Consider the following 17869-nt stretch of genomic DNA (forward strand, 5'->3'; position numbering starts at 1 on the left):
GATGACGCCGTCGACGATGTCGCCGTCGTTGAAGTACTTGATCGTCTCGTCGATCGCGGCGAGGAAGGCTTCCTCGTTACCGATGTCGTTGACCGCTACCTGCGGGGTGGTGGCGGTGGTCTCGGTGCTGCTCGTCATGTGGGAAAGGGCTCCGGTACGGACATTGAAGTCGTAGGTACTGCTTACGCCGGGAGCCCGTTTCGCTCTGAAGAAGCCGGACAGCCAAGGAAGCGCCACTGAAAATCCTGGTGGCGCCTCGACAACCGAGGGGACATACAACAGATGCGAGCGCAGCCTGCTACGTCTGAGGTGCGCAGGCCCGCAGCGCAACTTGTAGCATACGGGGGCAGCCGGACAGGGTCAATGCGCGAAGCCGCCCACGCGGGGCGGATCGCCGCATAACCGGCACAAGTCCAGTCTTCCGAGGCCACGCAGAGGCCGAGGTGCCCCTTTCGCGGCACCGCCGGGACGGGCTGGACGGAAGAGTACGACGAGGGAGCCGATCATCCAAGAGCCCGAAGCGTCCGAAACCGAAGCCTTCGAACCCGAGGCCACCCGGCGCGGCGCCGGTGCCGCGGAGAGTTCCCGGGCGAACCGGGGCTGGTGGGACCGCAACGCGGACGAGTACCAGGTCGAGCACGGCACGTTCCTCGGCGACGACCGTTTCGTCTGGGGCCCCGAGGGCCTGGACGAGGTCGAGGCCGAGCTGCTCGGCCCGCCGGAGGAACTCAAGGGCAAGGACGTCCTGGAGATCGGCGCCGGCGCCGCCCAGTGCGCGCGCTGGCTGGCCGCGCAAGGTGCCCGCCCGGTCGCCCTGGACATCTCCCACCGCCAGCTCCAGCACGCCCTGCGCATCGGCGGCGCGTTCCCGCTCGTCTGCGCCGACGCGGGCGCCCTTCCCTTCGCCGACGCCTCCTTCGACCTGGCGTGCTCGGCGTACGGCGCGCTGCCGTTCGTCGCCGACCCGGTGCTGGTGCTGCGGGAGGTGCGGCGGGTGCTGCGCCCCGGGGGCCGTTTCGTCTTCTCCGTGACGCATCCGATCCGCTGGGCGTTCCCGGACGAGCCCGGGCCCGAGGGGCTGTCGGTCTCGGCCTCCTACTTCGACCGCACGCCGTACGTGGAGCAGGACGAGCAGGGCCACGCGGTCTACGTCGAGCACCACCGCACCCTGGGCGACCGCGTCCGGGACATCGCGGCGGCGGGCTTTTGGCTGGTGGACCTGGTGGAGCCGGAGTGGCCCGCCTGGAACACCTCGGAGTGGGGCGGCTGGTCGCCGCTGCGCGGGAACCTGATCCCGGGGACGGCGATCTTCGTGTGCGAGCGAAACGAGATGGGGGCACCCCCGGCCGGAGGCCGAGGGAGAGACTGAGAGCGTGATCCGTTACGACGCTCTGGACGCCCTTCCGGTACGCAGCGCCCTGCCCGCCCTGACCGATGCCCTGGAGGGGCCCGGTACGGCGGTCCTGGTGGCGCCGCCCGGCACCGGCAAGACCACGCTGGTGCCGCTCGCTCTGGCAGGACTGCTGGGGGACGGTCCGGCGCGGCGGGTCGTCGTCGCCGAGCCGCGGCGGATCGCGGCCCGGGCCGCCGCGCGGCGGATGGCGTGGCTGCTGGGCGAGAAGGCCGGTGGGAGCGTCGGGTACACCGTGCGCGGTGAGCGGGTCGTCGGGCGCAACGCGCGCGTGGAGGTGGTCACGACCGGTGTGCTGCTCCAGCGGCTGCAGCGCGACCAGGAGCTCGCGGGTGTGGACGTGGTGGTGCTCGACGAGTGCCACGAGCGGCACCTGGACGCGGACACGGTGGCGGCGTTCCTGTGGGACGTACGGCAGACGCTGCGGCCGGAGCTGCGGCTGGTCGCGGCGTCGGCGACGACGGACGCGCAGGGGTGGGCGCGGCTGCTGGGCGGTGCGCCGGTGGTCGAGGCGCAGGGGGCCGCGTATCCGGTGGAGGTGGTGTGGGCGCCGCCGGCCCGTCCGGTACGGCCGCCGCACGGCATGCGCGTGGATCCCGCTCTGCTGACGCATGTGGCGTCGGTGGTGCGGCGTGCGCTGACCGAGCGGGTGGGTGACGTGCTGTGCTTCCTGCCCGGCGTGGGTGAGATCGCGCGGGTGGCCGGGCAGCTGGGAGATCTCGGCGGCGCCGAGGTGCTCCAGGTGCACGGGCGGGCTCCGGCGGCCGTGCAGGACGCGGTGCTGGCGCGCTCGCAGCGGCGCCGGGTGGTGCTGGCGACCTCCGTCGCCGAGTCGTCCCTGACGGTTCCCGGAGTGCGGGTCGTCGTCGACTCGGGGCTGGCGCGGGAGCCTCGTGTGGACCACGCGCGCGGGTTGAGCGCGCTGACGACGGTACGGGCCTCTCAGGCGGCCGGGCGGCAGCGGGCGGGGCGGGCCGGGCGGGAGGCGCCGGGCGCGGTGTACCGCTGCTGGGCGGAGGCGGAGGACGCGCGTCTGCCGCGGTTCCCGGCGCCGGAGATCAAGGTGGCCGACCTGACGGTGTTCGCGTTGCAGGCGGCGTGCTGGGGTGACCCGGACGCGGCGGGGCTGGCGCTGCTGGATCCGCCGCCGGGCGGGGCGATGGCGGCGGCGAGAGGGGTGCTGACGGCCATCGGGGCGGTGGACGCGGCCGGCAGGGCGACGGAGCGGGGCGTGCGGCTGGCACGGCTGGGGTTGCATCCCCGGCTGGGGCGGGCGCTGCTGGACGCCGGGGACGTCGACGGGGCCGCGGAGGTGGTGGCGCTGCTCAGTGAGGTGGCGCCGCGGGAGTACGGGGACGATCTCGCCGGTGCGCTGCGCGCGGCCCGGCGCGGGGGTGACGGCTACGCGGCGCGCTGGCGGGCGGAGGTGCGGCGGCTGCGGGCCGTGGCCGGGGAGTCCGCGCCCGTCGCCGGCTCCGGAGAGCCGGGGGCACCCCCGCAGGTGCGGTCGCGTCCCGCGGGAGGCGCGGCCACCGGCACGACCGCCGGGGAGCACCGGGCGGTCGGGCTGGTCGCCGCCCTGGCCTTCCCCGAGCGGGTCGCCAGGGCCGACGGCGGTTCCTACCTCATGGCCTCCGGCACACGCGCGGAACTCCCCGACGGTTCCGCGCTGCGCGGCGCTCCCTGGATCGCGGTCGCCGTGGCGGACCGGCCCGTCGGCAAGGGGCACGCGCGCGTGCAGCTCGCTGCCGCGGTGGACGAGGACACGGCCCGGTCGGCGGCGCCGTCGCTGCGCTCCGCGGGCCAGGAGGTCCGCTGGGCCGACGGGGACGTCGTCGCGCGGCACGTGGAGCGGCTGGGGGCGATCGAGCTCGCGGTGCGGCCGCTGCGGGACGCCGATCCCGTGCTCGTACGGGACGCGCTGCTCGAAGGGCTGCGGCAGGAGGGGTTCGGCCTGTTGCGCTGGTCGCCCGACGCCCGTGTGCTGCGGCAGCGGCTCGCCTTTCTGCGGCTGCACCTCGGCGATCCCTGGCCGGACGTCTGTGACGACGCGCTGCACGCGCGCGTGGACGAGTGGCTGGAGCCCGAGCTGAGCCGGGCCGGGCGGCGGGCCGACCTCGCGCGCATCGATGCCGGGCAGGCGCTCACCCGGCTGCTGCCGTGGGCCTCGGGCGAGGCAGGGCGGCTCGACGAGCTCGCGCCGGAGCGGATCACCGTGCCGAGCGGGTCCAGGATCCGGATCGACTACGGCGATCCGGCACAGCCCGTGCTCGCCGTGAAGTTGCAGGAGATGTTCGGGCTGCACGAGTCGCCGGCCGTCGCCGGTGTGCCGTTGCTCGTGCATCTGCTCTCCCCCGCCGGACGTCCCGCCGCCGTCACGGCCGACCTGGCCTCCTTCTGGCGGGACGGCTACAAGGGGGTGCGGGCGGAGCTGCGCGGTCGCTATCCCAGGCATCCATGGCCCAAGGACCCCGCCGACGCGCAGCCGACCCGGCACACCAACGCCCGGCTCAGGCGGTGACCGGTTCCGGTTCGGCGTCCTGGGCGGGCTTCGCATCGCCGGGGCGGCGGCCGCGCGCCTCCAGGTAGAGGGCAAGTGACAGCAGCAGCACTGCGAGGGTCAGGAAGCCCCAGGGCAGATACGACGTCATCAGCAGGACCGGGGTGCGGTGGGACTTGACGAGGTCCACGGTGTGGTCGATGTAGTCCTCGCGCATCTTCACATGGCCCGCGAAGGCGGTGACCCTGTCACGGCCGCCGAGCAGGGTGCCGCCGCGCAGTTCCTCCTTGTGGATCTCCTCGCCGTAGACGGGGGCGCCGGTGAGGGGTTCGACCCAGAACTTGCGGTCGGTCGTGTACCAGCGGGTGGTGCCGGTCTCGGCGACCGCCTCCGGTGTGATCCCCTCGACGGGCATCGTCTTGGGGAATTCCACCTCGGTCCACGGGACGGTCTGCTCGAAGTAGTAGACCTCGATGCCGCGGAAGTCCTGGGTGCCCTTGTAGTGGATGGGGGCACTGGTGCGGGTCTGGGCGTCGAAGTAGTCGTAGGCCCGCTTCTCCGTGAGGAAGGGCCACTTGAACTCGATGCCCTCGCGCCTGACGGGGTCGCCGTCGACCATCTCGCCGGTGGCGTGTACGGGTTCCTGGGTGTGGGCGTCGAAGATGTAGCGCTCGGGGATCTTGGAGACCATCTTGCCGTCGGGTCCGACGACGTACGACAGGCCGTCCCAGACCACGACGTCCCTGCCCGCCGTCCGCTCGATCTTCTCCGAGGCTTCGACGTTGCCCTTGAGGGTCTGCACGATGGTGACCTTCGGGACCTTGCGGGCCTTCATCGTGCCGTAGTCGAGGAGGGTCGCGTCCTTCGCCTCCAGGACCATGCTCTGGTACTGGTGGGCCGGGATCTTGGCCAGGCGTGGGAAGGCGTACCAGCGCAGCAGCGGGGACAGGGCCGCGAAGAACACGGCCAGGGCGAGCAGGATCAGGCCGGCCTTGCGGCGCATCTCGGCCTCCCTCCCGGGCGGGCGGTCACGGGTGTGCGGGCACCGTCGTCAGCAGCGGCTTCGGGGATGTCCCGCCCGACGGCGTACCGAGGGCGGTGAGCGCGAGGACCAGGGCGAGTGCGGTGGCGAGACCGGCCGCGGCGGCGATCAGGGCGCGCATGTCGGGCCTCCCGGAGTCGCGGAGCGGGCGCACCTGACAGGTCGTCAGTTCTGGCACCGTAGCAACGGCAGGGCGAGATGAGAACACGTCGCGCACACGGACGAGGGGCGCCCTGCCCGCCGTGGCGGGAGGACGCCCCTCGTGCGGTGGCGCCGGGTCTACGCGGACGGGCTCGGCGATGCCGAGGCCGATCCGGTCCCCGACTCCGACGGGGTCGGGCCGGGCGAGGTCTCGGCCGCCGCCACCTTCAGCTCGACGGTCAGGGTCGCGCCGCCCGCGGTCTCGATGCGGAGCAGGTACGTGCCGGCGGTGTCGTCGGCGTACAGCTTCGGCAGCTTGAGCAGGCCCTTGGCGTCCGTGGTCAGGCCGGTGAGGGTGCGTACGGCCTTGCCGTCGGCGTCCTTGAAGTAGGGGCCCTTGTCGTTCTCGGCCGGGTCGTCCGTGGCCTTGACGAGCGTGGCGGTGGCCGCGACCTTGTCGGCGACGGCACCCTTGTAGGTCGCCTTCACCTCGACCTGGTCGGCGAACTCGCCACCCGGGATGCAGGTCAGCGCGGTCTCACCGGTGCGGGCCAGGGTGTCGGCGACGCGCTCGGTGACCGTGGCCCGGTACTCGACGCCGATCGCACGGCCGACGACGGTGGCCCGGACGACGAACTCGCCCGTGTCCTCGCCCGCCTTGAGCGCCGGCGCCACGGCCTCGCCCGCGCTGTCGGTGACGGTGGCCGCGTACTTCTCACCGTTGATGAAGGTGGCGTCGGTGGCGCCGACGATGGTGAAACGGATCCGGACCTTGGCGACGCCCTTGCCGCCTTCGGTCTCGGCGCGGGCGGCGATCTTCCGCAGGAAGGTGTCGCCAGCCATCGCGGTGAGCCTGCCGGCGCCCGCGTCCTCCAGGCGGTCCACCGTGTCGGTGGGGGTGGGAGGGGTGGTGTCCGGCGGGGTCGTGGTCGGTGGCTTCGGCCCGGGGGTGGAGGAACCGCCGCCGTTGTCGCCGGGCTTGGGGCTGTCCGGCCTCGACGGCGCCGTGGGCTTGGCGGGCTTGGCGGGCTTGGTGGGCCGGGTGGGGGTCGTCGGCGTCGGGCCGGCGCCGGCACCGTCGTCGCTGCGGTCGGACGGGAGGGTGCCCGTGCCGTCGGGGATCTCGTGGGTGCCCTTGCGGTAGTACTCCAGCCACGTCAGGACGAGGTCGACGTACTCCCGTGAGTTGTTGTAGCTGAGGATGGCGCTGTCGAGGTCCCTTTGGGTGGACAGGTCCCAGCCGAAGCGGCACAGGTAGTGACCGGCGGCGAGTGCGGCGTCGTAGACGTTGTTGGGGTTCTTCTCGCCGTCGCCGTTGCCGTCGCGGCCGGCCCACGCCCAGGTGGACGGGATGAACTGCATGGGGCCGACGGCCCGGTCGTACCTGCTGTCCCCGTCGTAGGCGCCGTCGTCGGTGTCGCTGATGCTCGCGAAGCCGTTGCCGTTGAGCTGCGGACCGAGGATCGGCGAGAGGGTGGTGCCGTCGGCGCCGACACGGCCGCCGCGGGCCTGGCCGGACTCGACCTTGCCGATGGCGGCGAGAAGCTGCCACTGAAGGTTGCAGCCGGGCTTGGACTGCCGGAGCGCGGTCGCGGCCTTCTTGTAGGCGTCCAGGACGGTCGCGGGGATGCCCGCCTCGGTGACACCCGGGTCCACGGGCGTGTTCGCCGACGGCGAGGGTTTGGGGCTGTTGAGCGGCGGAAGGTCGGTGTAGTACGGCGAGTTGCCCGTCGCGCTGTGCTCGGCGGCCGTGTCCGGTGAGGGCTGGGTGCCGGTGGGGATCTTTCTGCCGGCGTCGTCGGTCATCACTCCCGGAGCCTGGGAGGCGGCGAGTGCCGCGACCACGACCGCGGCCACTGTGGTGTTCACCGCCCCTTTGCGCAGCCTGCCGAATTGCGCCGCCATAGAGTGAACCCCTCCCGCTGAACGCCCGAGCGCCCGTCTCTGTTCTGCCGGGCCCGCCGTGTGACGCCCGCGCCTGTTGTGACGATCGACTCGCCGCGACAGTTGCCCTCGCGACGCATTTTCATGCGTGCTCGTTTGTTCGACCGCGCGGCCGGCACGGGGACCCAGGCGACCCTACGACAACTTCCTTTGCCCGGACACCCGTTGATGACCGATTTTTACCGATTGGCCACACGCGGTCCGCCCAACGGACGTCCCGCATACTGGCTGCTTCGTCCCTCGGGGCCGACCGGCCCTGTCAACATCGCACGCGAGGAGCCCTGTTGCCGTTCACGCTGAGCCATGCGGCGGCTGTCCTGCCCGCCGTACGCACCGACGGAACCGGCCGGGCCGCGCTCGTTCCGGCCGTGCTGGTGGCAGGTTCCCTCTCTCCCGACATGACCTATTACGCGGCGAGTGTCCTGCCCGAGGCGATGGCGTTCGGCGACGTCACACACTCGTTCACGGGCGTGTTCACGGTCGATGTGCTGGTCACCTGGGCGCTGGTCGGACTGTGGCTCCTGCTGCGCGAGCCTGTGGTGGCGCTGCTTCCGGTGCGGCGACAGGCACGGGTGGCCACGCTGTTGCGCTGCGGGACGCCACGCGCCCGGATCCGCCCGGCGCTCGCGGCCCGGTGGTACCTGTCGGCCGCGCTCGGTGCGCTGACGCATGTCGTGTGGGACGCGTTCACCCATCTCGACCGCTGGGGGATGCGGCTGTTCCCGGTCCTGGGCGAGAAGGTCGCGGGGTCGCCGCTGTACTGGTACCTCCAGTACGGCGGTTCGGCGGTGGCCGCGGCCGTCATCGCCGTGTTCGTGGTCGTGGCACTGCGGCGCACGCCCGCGGCCGAACCGGTCGGGGTGCCCGTGCTCTCGGTACGGGACCGGTGGCTGGCCGGTGCGGTGATCGGCGGGTTCGCCGCGGTGGCGGCGGTGCAGCGGGCGACACGCTGGTGGGACTACTGGGGGTCGACCGCGAAGTACTGGGAACTGATCCCGACGTTGTGCTTCGGGGCGGGCGCGGGCCTCTGCCTGGGACTGCTGCTGTACGCCGTGGGGGTCAGGGTGTGGCGTCCGGTCCCGGACCCGGGTGGTGCGGGTACGGATCCGGCCGACAGGGAGCCGAGCCGTCCGGCGGCTCGCTGACGGTGCCGGCGGTCGCCACGAACACGGTGACCGTCCGGACGGGGCGGGGCCGTGGGAGCAGGGTGCGGACGAGGGCCAGGTAGCCGCGGGTGAGTTCGGCCCACCCTCGGGTCCGGGTCATGAGGCGGCGCCGGAGGTTGGTCGCCGCCCGCCGCAAGGTGCTCATCAGTTCGGCGGGGATGCGGGCGGTGCTTGCGCCGGTGGCGAAGGGTGGGACCGAGGGCCCCGGCGGGGCGGGGGCGTCTTCGGTGTTCACGTTCGCCGGTGCCGGGGCGGTCCGGCGGTGGAGCGTGCGTATACCCATGCCCGCATCCTTACGGGCGGGGGCGGGTGGGGGCGTGTTTGCGGGGGCCACGCGAGTGACGCTCCATCGGGGGTGCGGGAGGGGGCCGATCGCCCAAGGTGGCCCGGCTGGGCCGGAGGTATCAGGGTTGCGCTGGAGGGGGGCGTGCGCCCTTGCGTCTGCCTGGCTGGTGCCGGTCGTGCGGCTGCGGGTGCGGCGCTCTGGCTGGCTGGGGCTTGCGTTGCGGCTGCGGGCGCGGCGCTCTGACTGTCTGCGGCTGGCTTTGCGGCTGCCGGTGCGCTGTGGCGAGTCGCGCAGTTCCCCGCGCCCCTGGGGGGTTGCAGTGCGGCCTCTGCAGGGCTCAGCCCGATGCCGGTTATGCGGCTGCGGGGTGCGGCGCTCTGACTGGCTGGGGCTTGCGTTGCGGCTGCGGGCGCGCTGTGGCGGGTCGCGCAGTTCCCCGCGCCCCTGGGGGGTTGCAGTGCGGCCTTCGAAGGGCTCAGCCCGATGCCGGGACGGCCGGGGCATCGGGCGGCTGCCGGGGGCTTAGAGCCTGGGGTTACGAAGTGTGTGAGCGCTGTGCCCTCGTGTCTGACCGGCCGGTGCCGGTGGTGCGTGCGGCTGCGGGTGCGCTGTGGCCGGTCGCGCAGTTCCCCGCGCCCCTAGGGGGTTGCAGTGCGGCCTCTGCAAGGCTCAGCCCGATGCCGGGACGGCCGGGGCATCGGAGGGCTGCCAGGTGCTGAAGCCTGGGGCAGTTCACCGCGCCCCCGGGGGGCGTCACCGTGTCGCTCTCTGAGCAGGTGACGGCGATGCCGGGCCGGTCGGGGACCTGGCCCGGCATCGGGCGGTGGCTGTGCCGTTGAGCTAGTGCGCGGCGGACTCCCAGTCGGCGCCTGCGCCCACCGAGACACCCAGGGGGACTCGGAGGTCGACCGCGTTGGACATCTCGCGGCGGACCAGGTCCTCGGCCGCCTCGCGTTCGCCGGGGGCGATCTCCAGGACGATCTCGTCGTGGACCTGGAGGAGCATGCGGGAGGTGAGGTTGGCCTCGCGCAGGGCCCGGTCCACGTTGAGCATGGCGATCTTGACGATGTCGGCCGCCGTACCCTGGATGGGGGCGTTCAGGGCCATGCGCTCGGCCGCCTCGCGGCGCTGGCGGTTGTCGCTGTTGAGGTCGGGGAGGTAGCGGCGGCGGCCGAAGAGGGTCGCCGTGTAACCCGTCGACCGGGCCTCGTCCACCGCGCGGCGCAGGTAGTCGCGGACCCCGCCGAAGCGCTCGAAGTAGGCGTCCATCAGCGCGCGGGCCTCGGCCGCCTCGATGTTCAGCTGCTGGGAGAGGCCGAAGGCCGACAGCCCGTAGGCCAGGCCGTACGACATCGCCTTGATCTTGCGGCGCATCTCGGCGTCGACCGCGGCGGGCTCGACGGCGAAGACCTGGGAGGCGGCCGTGGTGTGCAGGTCCTCGCCCGAGGTGAACGCCTCGATCAGGCCCTCGTCCTCGGACAGATGCGCCATCACACGCAGCTCGATCTGGCTGTAGTCCGCCGTCATCAGGGACTCGAAGCCCTCGCCGACCACGAAGCCGCGGCGGATCGCCCTGCCCTCGTCGGTGCGCACCGGGATGTTCTGCAGGTTCGGGTCCGTCGAGGAGAGGCGGCCGGTCGCCGCCACCGTTTGGTTGAACGTCGTGTGGATGCGTCCGTCCGCCGCGATCGTCTTGATCAGGCCCTCGACGGTGACACGCAGCTTCGCCTGCTCGCGGTGGCGGAGCATGATGACCGGCAGTTCGTTGTCGGTCTGGGTGGCGAGCCAGGCCAGGGCGTCGGCATCCGTGGTGTAGCCCGTCTTCGTCTTCTTCGTCTTGGGCAGGGCGAGTTCGCCGAAGAGGACCTCCTGGAGCTGCTTGGGCGAGCCCAGGTTGAACTCGTGGCCCGCCGCCGCGTGCGCCTCCTTCACGGCCTGCTGCACGGCTCCCGCGAACATCTGCTCCATGGCCTCCAGGTGGGCACGGTCGGCGGCGATGCCGTGCCGCTCCATGCGGGCCAGCAGGGCGGAGGTCGGCAGCTCCACGTCCCGCAGGAGGTCGCCCGCGCCAACCTCCTGGAGCTTGCCCTCGAAGGCCTCGCCCAGGTCGAGGACGGCCCGGGCCTGGACCATCAGGGCCTCGGCCTCGGCGCCGTCGTCCGTGCCGAAGGCCAGCTGACCGTCGGCCGCGGCGGCGGGGGCCAGCTCGCGGTGCAGGTACTCCAGGGACAGCGCGTCGAGGTCGAAGGAGCGGCGGCCCGGCTTGACCAGGTAGGCGGCGAGCGCGGTGTCCATGCGCACGCCGTCGATGCTCCAGCCGTGCTCGGCGAAGACCCGCATCGCGCCCTTGGCGTTGTGGAAGACCTTCGGCTTGTCGGCGTCGGCCAGCCAGGCCGCGAACGCCTTCTCGTCGGCCTCGTCCAGCTGCGACGGGTCGAACCAGCAGGCCGCGCCGTCGGCCGCGGCCAGCGCGACCTCGGCGACCGAGCCGGCGCCCAGCGCCCAGGCGTCGACGGTGGCCACGCCCAGGACCTCGCCGCCGCGCTCCGCCAGCCAGCCGGCCAGCTCGCCGGTGCCGAGCACCGCGCCGTCCAGCTCGACACCGTCGGTGGAGATCGGGGTGGCCTCGGCCTCCTCGGCTCCGGGGTCGACACCGAAGAGCCGCTCCCGCAGGGAGGGGTTACGGATCTCCAGGGTGTCGAGGATCATCGCGACGGCCTTGCGGTCGTACGGGACGCGCGCGAGGTCGGCGACGGTCTTCGGCAGCTCGACGCCGCGCTCCAGCTCGGTGAGCCGACGGTTGAGCTTGACCGACTCCAGGTGGTCGCGCAGGTTCTGTCCGGCCTTGCCCTTGACCTCCTCGACCCGCTCGACGAGCTCGGCGAACGAACCGAACTGGTTGATCCACTTCGCGGCCGTCTTCTCGCCGACGCCCGGGATGCCCGGCAGGTTGTCGGAGGGGTCGCCGCGCAGGGCCGCGAAGTCGGGGTACTGGGCGGGCGTCAACGCGTACTTCTCGAAGACCTTCTCCGGGGTGAACCGGGTCAGCTCGGAGACGCCCTTCGTCGGGTACAGCACCGTGGTGTGCTCGCTGACCAACTGGAAGGAGTCGCGGTCGCCGGTGACGATCAGCACCTCGAAGCCCGCGGCCTCGGCCTGGGTGGCGAGCGTGGCGATGACGTCGTCCGCCTCGAAGCCCTCGACCGCGAAACGCTGGGCGTTCATCGCGTCGAGCAGTTCGCCGATCAGCTCGACCTGGCCCTTGAACTCGTCCGGGGTCTTGGAGCGGTTCGCCTTGTACTCCGTGAACTCCTCGGAGCGCCAGGTCTTGCGGGACACGTCGAAGGCCACCGCGAAGTGGGTGGGCGCCTCGTCACGCAACGTGTTGGCCAGCATCGACGCGAAGCCGTAGATCGCGTTCGTGGGCTGGCCCGTCGCCGTCGTGAAGTTCTCCGCGGGCAGCGCGAAGAACGCACGGTAGGCCAGCGAGTGCCCGTCCATGAGCATCAGGCGGGGCCGGCTGCCGCCGGGGGTGCTGTCGGTCTGCTTCGATGCTGTCTCTGCCACGCCCCCGATCCTGCCACGCCCCACTGACACTCGGTCCCCGTCGGGGGTCACCGCCGCCGCGGAGGACGGCGGGCGGCGGCAGGACCGGGCCGTGTGACGTGGGCACCCGGTGTCCGGCACCCCTCTTCCCGGCCCGTCCCGGCGAGCCCGCCCGCCCCCGGCGCTGTCCGTGGCGCGTGCGAGGATCGGAGACGTACCTCACACGTGTACACGAAGAGGAGTGCGCGATGGCCAGCAAGCCGCCCAAGGGTGATCCGGTTCAGGACGCGCCGCAGATCGCCGAGCCCAAGCATGCTGCTGCGGGGCTGCCTGCCATCGGGCACTCCCTGCGGATGGCGCACCAGCAGATGGGTGTGAAGCGCACCGCGCTGACGTTGCTGCGGGTCAACCAGAAGGACGGCTTCGACTGCCCGGGGTGCGCCTGGCCGGAGCCCGAGCACCGGCACAAGGCGGAGTTCTGTGAGAACGGCGCCAAGGCGGTGGCCGAGGAGGCGACGCTGCGCCGGGTCACCCCGGAGTTCTTCGCCGCGCACTCCGTCGCCGATCTCGCGACCCGCAGCGGCTACTGGCTCGGGCAGCAGGGCCGGCTCACCCACCCCGTGTACCTGCCGGAGGGCGGCACCCACTACGAGCCGGTGACCTGGGAGCGTGCCTTCGACATCGTCGCCGAGGAGATCACCGCCCTGGGCTCCCCCGACGAGGCCGTCTTCTACACCTCCGGCCGCACCAGCAACGAGGCGGCGTTCCTCTATCAGCTCTTCGCGCGCGAGCTCGGCACCAACAACCTCCCGGACTGCTCGAACATGTGCCACGAGTCGTCGGGGTCGGCCCTGTCCGAGACCATCGGCGTCGGCAAGGGCAGTGTCCTGCTGGAGGACCTCTACAAGGCGGACCTGATCATCGTCGCGGGGCAGAACCCGGGGACGAACCATCCGCGCATGCTCTCCGCCCTGGAGAAGGCCAAGGCGGGCGGGACGAGGATCATCACCGTCAACCCCCTGCCGGAGGCGGGCCTGGAGCGGTTCAAGAACCCGCAGACGCCCAAGGGCCTGATGACCGGCGCCGCGCTCACCGACCTGTTCCTCCAGATCCGCATCGGCGGCGACCAGGCCCTGTTCCGTCTCCTCAACAAGCTGATCCTTCAGACGCAGGGCGCCGTCGACGAGGAGTTCGTCCGCGAACACACCCACGGCTACGAGGAGTTCGCCGAGGCGGCCCGGGCCGCCGACTGGGACGAGACGCTGACCGCGACCGGCCTCACGCGCGCGGACATCGAGAAGGCCATGGCGATGGTCCTGGCCTCGCGACGCACCATCGTCTGCTGGGCGATGGGCCTCACCCAGCACAAGCACTCCGTGCCGACCATCCGCGAGGTCGTCAACTTCCTCCTGCTGCGCGGGAACATCGGCCGCCCGGGCGCGGGCGTATGCCCGGTGCGCGGCCACTCGAACGTGCAGGGCGACCGCACGATGGGCATCTTCGAACGCCCCGCGCCGGCCTTCCTGGACGCCCTGGAGAAGGAGTTCGGGTTCGCGCCGCCGCGCGAGCACGGCTACGACGTCGTACGAGCCATCCGCGCGCTGCGCGACGGTGAGGCGAAGGTGTTCTTCGCGATGGGCGGCAACTTCGTCGCCGCGACGCCCGACACGGACGTCACCGAGGCGGCGATGCGGCGGGCCCGGCTGACCGTGCACGTGTCGACGAAGCTCAACCGCAGCCATGTCGTCACCGGGGCCCGCGCGCTGATCCTGCCGACGCTGGGCCGCACCGAGCGCGATCTGCAGGGCGGCGGCGAGCAGTTCGTGACCGTCGAGGACTCCATGGGCATGGTGCACGCCTCCCGGGGCCGTCTGGAGCCCGCGAGCGCGCACCTGCTGTCGGAACCGGCCATCGTCTGCCGGCTGGCCCGCCGCGTGCTGGGTGAGCGCAGCGCCACGCCCTGGGAGGAGTTCGAGAAGGACTACGCGACGATCCGGGACCGTATCGCCCGGGTGATCCCGGGCTTCGAGGACTTCAACGCCCGCGTGGCCCGCCCCGGCGGCTTCACCCTCCCGCACGCCCCGCGCGACGAGCGCCGCTTCCCGACGGCCACGGGCAAGGCCAACTTCACCGCGGCGGCCGTCGAGTACCCGAGGCTTCCGCCGGGGCGGCTGCTGCTGCAGACCCTGCGGTCGCACGACCAGTACAACACCACGATCTACGGCCTGGACGACCGCTACCGCGGCATCAGGAACGGCCGCCGGGTCGTCCTGGTCAACCCCGAGGACGCACAGCGGCTGAACCTCGCCGACGGCTCGTACGTCGACCTGGTGGGCGAGTGGAAGGACGGCGTCGAGCGGCGGGCGCCCGGCTTCCGGGTGGTGCTCTACCCGACGGCCCGGGGCTGCGCGGCCGCCTACTACCCGGAGACCAACGTCCTCGTGCCGCTGGACGCCACCGCGGACACCAGCAACACCCCGGCCAGCAAGTCCGTCGTGGTCCGTCTGGAACAATCGGCGACCGACTGAGCGTTTGCTCAGCCGACGTCACCCGATGGTCACGTCACCGACTGGTCACGACGAACGGAGCCGGGCCCCATGGGCGAGCAGCAGCACGTGAAGTTCCCGCAAGAGGTCATCGACGAGTACGCCGCGCTCGGCGTCGACCTGCCGGCCCTGTTCTCCGCCGGGCACCTCGGCACCCGCATGGGCGTGCAGATCCTGGAGGCGTCGGCCGAGCGCGTCGTCGGCACCATGCCGGTGGAGGGCAACACCCAGCCGTACGGCCTGCTGCACGGCGGCGCCTCCGCGGTCCTCGCCGAGACGCTCGGGTCGGTGGGGTCGATGCTGCACGCCGGCAGCTCGAAGATCGCGGTCGGCGTCGACCTCAACTGCACCCACCACCGCGGCGCCCGCTCCGGCCTCGTCACCGGTGTGGCCACCCCCCTGCACCGGGGCCGCTCGACGGCGACGTACGAGATCGTGATCAGCGACGAGCAGGGGCGGCGGGTGTGCAGCGCACGACTGACCTGCCTGCTGCGGGACGTGAACCCCAGCGACGAGGAGCGCCTGCGGAACACGGACTGATCCTGCGCGGCCCCCTCCGCGCACTGCGCCCCGACCGCCCGGCGAGGCGTCCGGTTCCACCAGCCCTGTCGGGCGGACGCCGACGCCGGGAGCCCGGCGACGACAACCGGCCCACCCGCACCCAGGGGTGAGGTGGGAGGCGGCGCTCGTCAGACTGCCGCGGACCGACGTGGCTGCCGCCCTCGGACACCAGCACGCACTGCGGACCCACATGACCGCCACGCTCGGACACCGGCACGCACTGCGGACCCACATGGCCGCCACGCTCGGACACCGGCACGTCGACGCACTCCCCGTCGGCAATGATCCTCGCCGATCACGGGCGCCGTGGCGGCACCCCCGCTCTGCCCGCACGCACACCGCCGCGGCCGAATGCCGTCGCGGTCAACGCCCTTGCGTTTCCCGGCCGTTGAACTGGAGCGCCGGGCGGCATACGGTCGGGGCATGACGACGGGAGAGGCCCGACGGACGGGGGTGACACCCCAGCCGATGCCGCCGACCGCCGGCCCGGCGTCCGGATACGGCAGCCGCAGCCGAGCCACGGGCTCCGAGCCCCGGATCCGGATCCGGGCACGACGAGACCAGGACCGGCCACGACGAGACCAGGAACCGGCGGGTCACCGACTCGCCCGCCCCCGCGGCGACTTCGCCCGCGCGACCGCGCCCCCTGACCACGGCGGACCGGTCGCACGGAACGCCGACCGCCGACACGTACGGCGACCCCCGCCCGCGGCGACGACCGCCCGAAGGGCCTCTGCGACGGCCGCCGAGCCCTGATCCGCGGGGCGGCCCCGGCCCCGGCCCGGCCGGAACGCCTGCGCCCGGACGCACGGGCGGCCGCCCGCACGCACGCCCCCAGGGGCACGGGAGTTGCGCGAGGATCGGCACCGAAACGGCGAGCCGACCGGAGGCCATGGGACTGAGCGCCGTAATCCGCAATTCCACTTTCGTGGCCCATACACGAAAAGGCCGGGGAAAGACGAGCACCTTTCCCGTCCGTAACTCTGCGTAATACGGGTGCAATACAGACCCGGGTCGCTTCAGCTTCGAGCCCCCCGCCCACGAACCCCCGGAGAAGCTCAGGTAGCCTTCAGCAACGACCACGGTAATCACCAAAACCCGTGAACACTCGTGAAGAAGCTACGCGCGAACGCTGCGAGTTCTCACTATGTGGACAGGGCGAATCGGCCCGAAATCCGCTCTTCCCCCCACCGAGTACCGCTCTGCATTACCTCGTGTCATAACAAGAGCGTCACAGCCTTCGTCAGGCCCTCCTCCATGTTCCCTTCACCCGCTTAGAGTCACCGCCAGTCACCGAGCCACCGGATTCGAAGCCACTTCGGCCCCGCGCTCGACTCGGCGCGTTCCATGGGGAGCCGCCGTGCCAGGGAAAGGACCTGATTCGTGCGTCAACGTTCGATCATCGCCATAACCGCTGCACTCGCGGCGGGATCGCTGACACTCACGGCGTGTGGGTCGCGTGACGAGGGCGGCAACAGCAGCAACGGCGACAAGACCACCGTGGTGATCGGCCTCGACGCCCCGCTGACCGGCGACCTGTCCGCACTCGGCCTCGGCATGAAGAACTCCGCCGACCTCGCCGCCAAGACCGCCAACAAGCAGGAGTTCGTCAAGGGCGTCGAGTTCAAGATCGAGGCCCTCGACGACCAGGCCCAGCCCTCCGTCGGCCAGCAGAACGCCCAGAAGTTCATCAGCAACAAGGACGTCCTCGGCGTCGTCGGCCCGCTGAACTCCAGCGTCTCCCAGCAGATGCAGAAGCCGTTCAACGACGCCGGCCTGACCCAGATCTCGCCCGCCAACACCGGCACCGAGCTCACCCAGGGCGACGGCTGGAAGACCGGCAACTCGGTCCGCCAGTTCAAGACCTTCTTCCGCACCGCCACCACGGACGAGATCCAGGGTGCCTTCGCCGCCGACTACCTGTACAACCAGGCGAAGATCAAGAAGGTCTACCTGATCGACGACCAGAAGACCTACGGCGCCGGCCTCGCCGCCTCCTTCAAGACGAACTTCACCAAGTTCGGCGGCAAGATCGTCGGCACCGACCACATCAACCCCGACGACCGCGACTTCAACGCCGTGGTCGCCAAGATCAAGAAGACCGGCGCCGAAGCCCTCTACTACGGCGGCGAGTACCCGGCCGCCGCCCCCCTGAGCCAGCAGCTCAAGGACAGCGGCCAGAACATCCCGCTCATGGGCGGCGACGGCATCTACTCCGGCGAGTTCCCCAAGCTCAACAAGAAGGCCGAAGGCGACCTCGCCACCTCCGTCGGCGAGCCCGTCGAGAAGCTCGACTCCGCCAAGACGTTCATCAAGAACTACGAGGCCGGGGGCTACGAGGACGACTACGAGGCCTACGGCGGCCTCACCTACGACGCCACCTGGGCCATCATCGAGGCCGTCAAGCTCGCAGTCGAAGGCAACGACGGCAAGGTCCCGTCCGACGGCCGCAAGGCAGTCCTCGACGCCATGGCGAAGGTCAAGTTCGACGGCGTCACCGGCCCCATCTCCTTCGACGAGTTCGGTGACACCACCAACCACACCATGACCGCCTACAAGGTCAAGAAGAACGCCTGGGCGCCGGAGTTCAGCGGCGAACCCAAGCTGGGCTGAGCAGAGGACGAGTAAAGAAACCTCCCCCATCACACATTGATCCAGGCCGCGCGGGAACGCCCACCAGCGCTCCCGCGCGGCGCCATATCCGAACCACTCCACGGAGGCCCTGC

General features: G+C 71.8%; 10 protein-coding genes. 6 read left to right on the forward strand and 4 right to left on the reverse strand.

Features of this window, described 5'->3' with window-relative positions:
• The first annotated feature begins 505 nt into the window (after positions 1 to 505).
• Positions 506 to 1369 carry a class I SAM-dependent methyltransferase gene (locus ACFYNL_RS06265; protein WP_388800457.1) on the forward strand — a complete coding sequence of 288 codons (864 nt, stop codon included), beginning with the start codon at positions 506 to 508 and terminating at the stop codon, positions 1367 to 1369.
• A gap of 4 nt (positions 1370 to 1373) precedes the next feature.
• On the forward strand, positions 1374 to 3932 hold the full coding sequence (gene hrpB, locus ACFYNL_RS06270) for an ATP-dependent helicase HrpB (RefSeq protein WP_388797505.1): 2559 nt from the start codon (positions 1374 to 1376) through the stop codon (positions 3930 to 3932).
• Here the strand turns inward: hrpB and ACFYNL_RS06275 are convergent.
• The 3 genes from ACFYNL_RS06275 to ACFYNL_RS06285 all read right to left on the reverse strand — a co-directional run bounded on the left by ACFYNL_RS06275 (position 3922) and on the right by ACFYNL_RS06285 (position 6999).
• Positions 3922 to 4914, reverse strand: a complete 993-nt coding sequence (locus tag ACFYNL_RS06275) for a DUF3068 domain-containing protein (RefSeq protein ID WP_388797508.1) — start codon at positions 4912 to 4914, stop codon at positions 3922 to 3924. The two genes, hrpB and ACFYNL_RS06275, sit on opposite strands and share 11 nt — an antisense overlap.
• Before the next feature lie 25 nt (positions 4915 to 4939).
• The gene (locus ACFYNL_RS06280) at positions 4940 to 5074 is read right to left on the reverse strand and encodes an SPW_0924 family protein (protein WP_388797511.1); all 135 of its coding nucleotides are present in this window, start codon (positions 5072 to 5074) and stop codon (positions 4940 to 4942) included.
• Between the two features lie 158 nt (positions 5075 to 5232).
• Positions 5233 to 6999 (reverse strand): lytic transglycosylase domain-containing protein, encoded by a 1767-nt coding sequence (locus tag ACFYNL_RS06285; RefSeq protein WP_388797514.1) that lies wholly within the window; start codon positions 6997 to 6999, stop codon positions 5233 to 5235.
• A 323-nt stretch (positions 7000 to 7322) separates the two neighbouring features.
• On the opposite strand from ACFYNL_RS06285, the gene ACFYNL_RS06290 reads away from it, so the two are divergent.
• Entirely contained in the window at positions 7323 to 8183 is an 861-nt protein-coding gene (locus ACFYNL_RS06290) for a DUF4184 family protein (RefSeq protein WP_388797517.1), read from the forward strand.
• 1147 nt (positions 8184 to 9330) lie between these two features.
• Here the strand turns inward: ACFYNL_RS06290 and polA are convergent.
• Positions 9331 to 12057 carry a DNA polymerase I gene (polA, locus tag ACFYNL_RS06295; protein WP_388797520.1) on the reverse strand — a complete coding sequence of 909 codons (2727 nt, stop codon included), beginning with the start codon at positions 12055 to 12057 and terminating at the stop codon, positions 9331 to 9333.
• 227 nt (positions 12058 to 12284) lie between these two features.
• On the opposite strand from polA, the gene ACFYNL_RS06300 reads away from it, so the two are divergent.
• The 3 genes from ACFYNL_RS06300 to ACFYNL_RS06310 all read left to right on the forward strand — a co-directional run bounded on the left by ACFYNL_RS06300 (position 12285) and on the right by ACFYNL_RS06310 (position 17756).
• Positions 12285 to 14564, forward strand: coding sequence for an FdhF/YdeP family oxidoreductase (locus ACFYNL_RS06300; protein ID WP_388797524.1), 2280 nt, complete (start codon positions 12285 to 12287; stop codon positions 14562 to 14564).
• 69 nt (positions 14565 to 14633) lie between these two features.
• Complete coding sequence (locus tag ACFYNL_RS06305) at positions 14634 to 15122, forward strand: hotdog fold thioesterase (RefSeq protein ID WP_388797527.1); 489 nt, start codon at positions 14634 to 14636, stop codon at positions 15120 to 15122.
• A gap of 1404 nt (positions 15123 to 16526) precedes the next feature.
• Positions 16527 to 17756: a branched-chain amino acid ABC transporter substrate-binding protein gene (locus ACFYNL_RS06310; RefSeq protein WP_388797530.1), complete on the forward strand. Its 1230-nt coding sequence runs from the start codon at positions 16527 to 16529 to the stop codon at positions 17754 to 17756.
• Positions 17757 to 17869 lie beyond the last annotated feature (113 nt).

It is taken from the genome of Streptomyces sp. NPDC007808 (assembly GCF_042868655.1).
Classification (GTDB): Bacteria; Actinomycetota; Actinomycetes; order Streptomycetales; family Streptomycetaceae; genus Streptomyces.

Bases quoted from the DNA above. Each gene is read 5' to 3' on its own strand.
- ACFYNL_RS06275 (WP_388797508.1), bottom strand. From the start codon at position 4,914: ATGCGCCGCAAGGCCGGCCTGATCCTGCTCGCCCTGGCCGTGTTCTTC.
- ACFYNL_RS06280 (WP_388797511.1), bottom strand. From the start codon at position 5,074: ATGCGCGCCCTGATCGCCGCCGCGGCCGGTCTCGCCACCGCACTCGCC.
- ACFYNL_RS06285 (WP_388797514.1), bottom strand. From the start codon at position 6,999: ATGGCGGCGCAATTCGGCAGGCTGCGCAAAGGGGCGGTGAACACCACA.
- ACFYNL_RS06300 (WP_388797524.1), top strand. From the start codon at position 12,285: ATGGCCAGCAAGCCGCCCAAGGGTGATCCGGTTCAGGACGCGCCGCAG.
- ACFYNL_RS06305 (WP_388797527.1), top strand. From the start codon at position 14,634: ATGGGCGAGCAGCAGCACGTGAAGTTCCCGCAAGAGGTCATCGACGAG.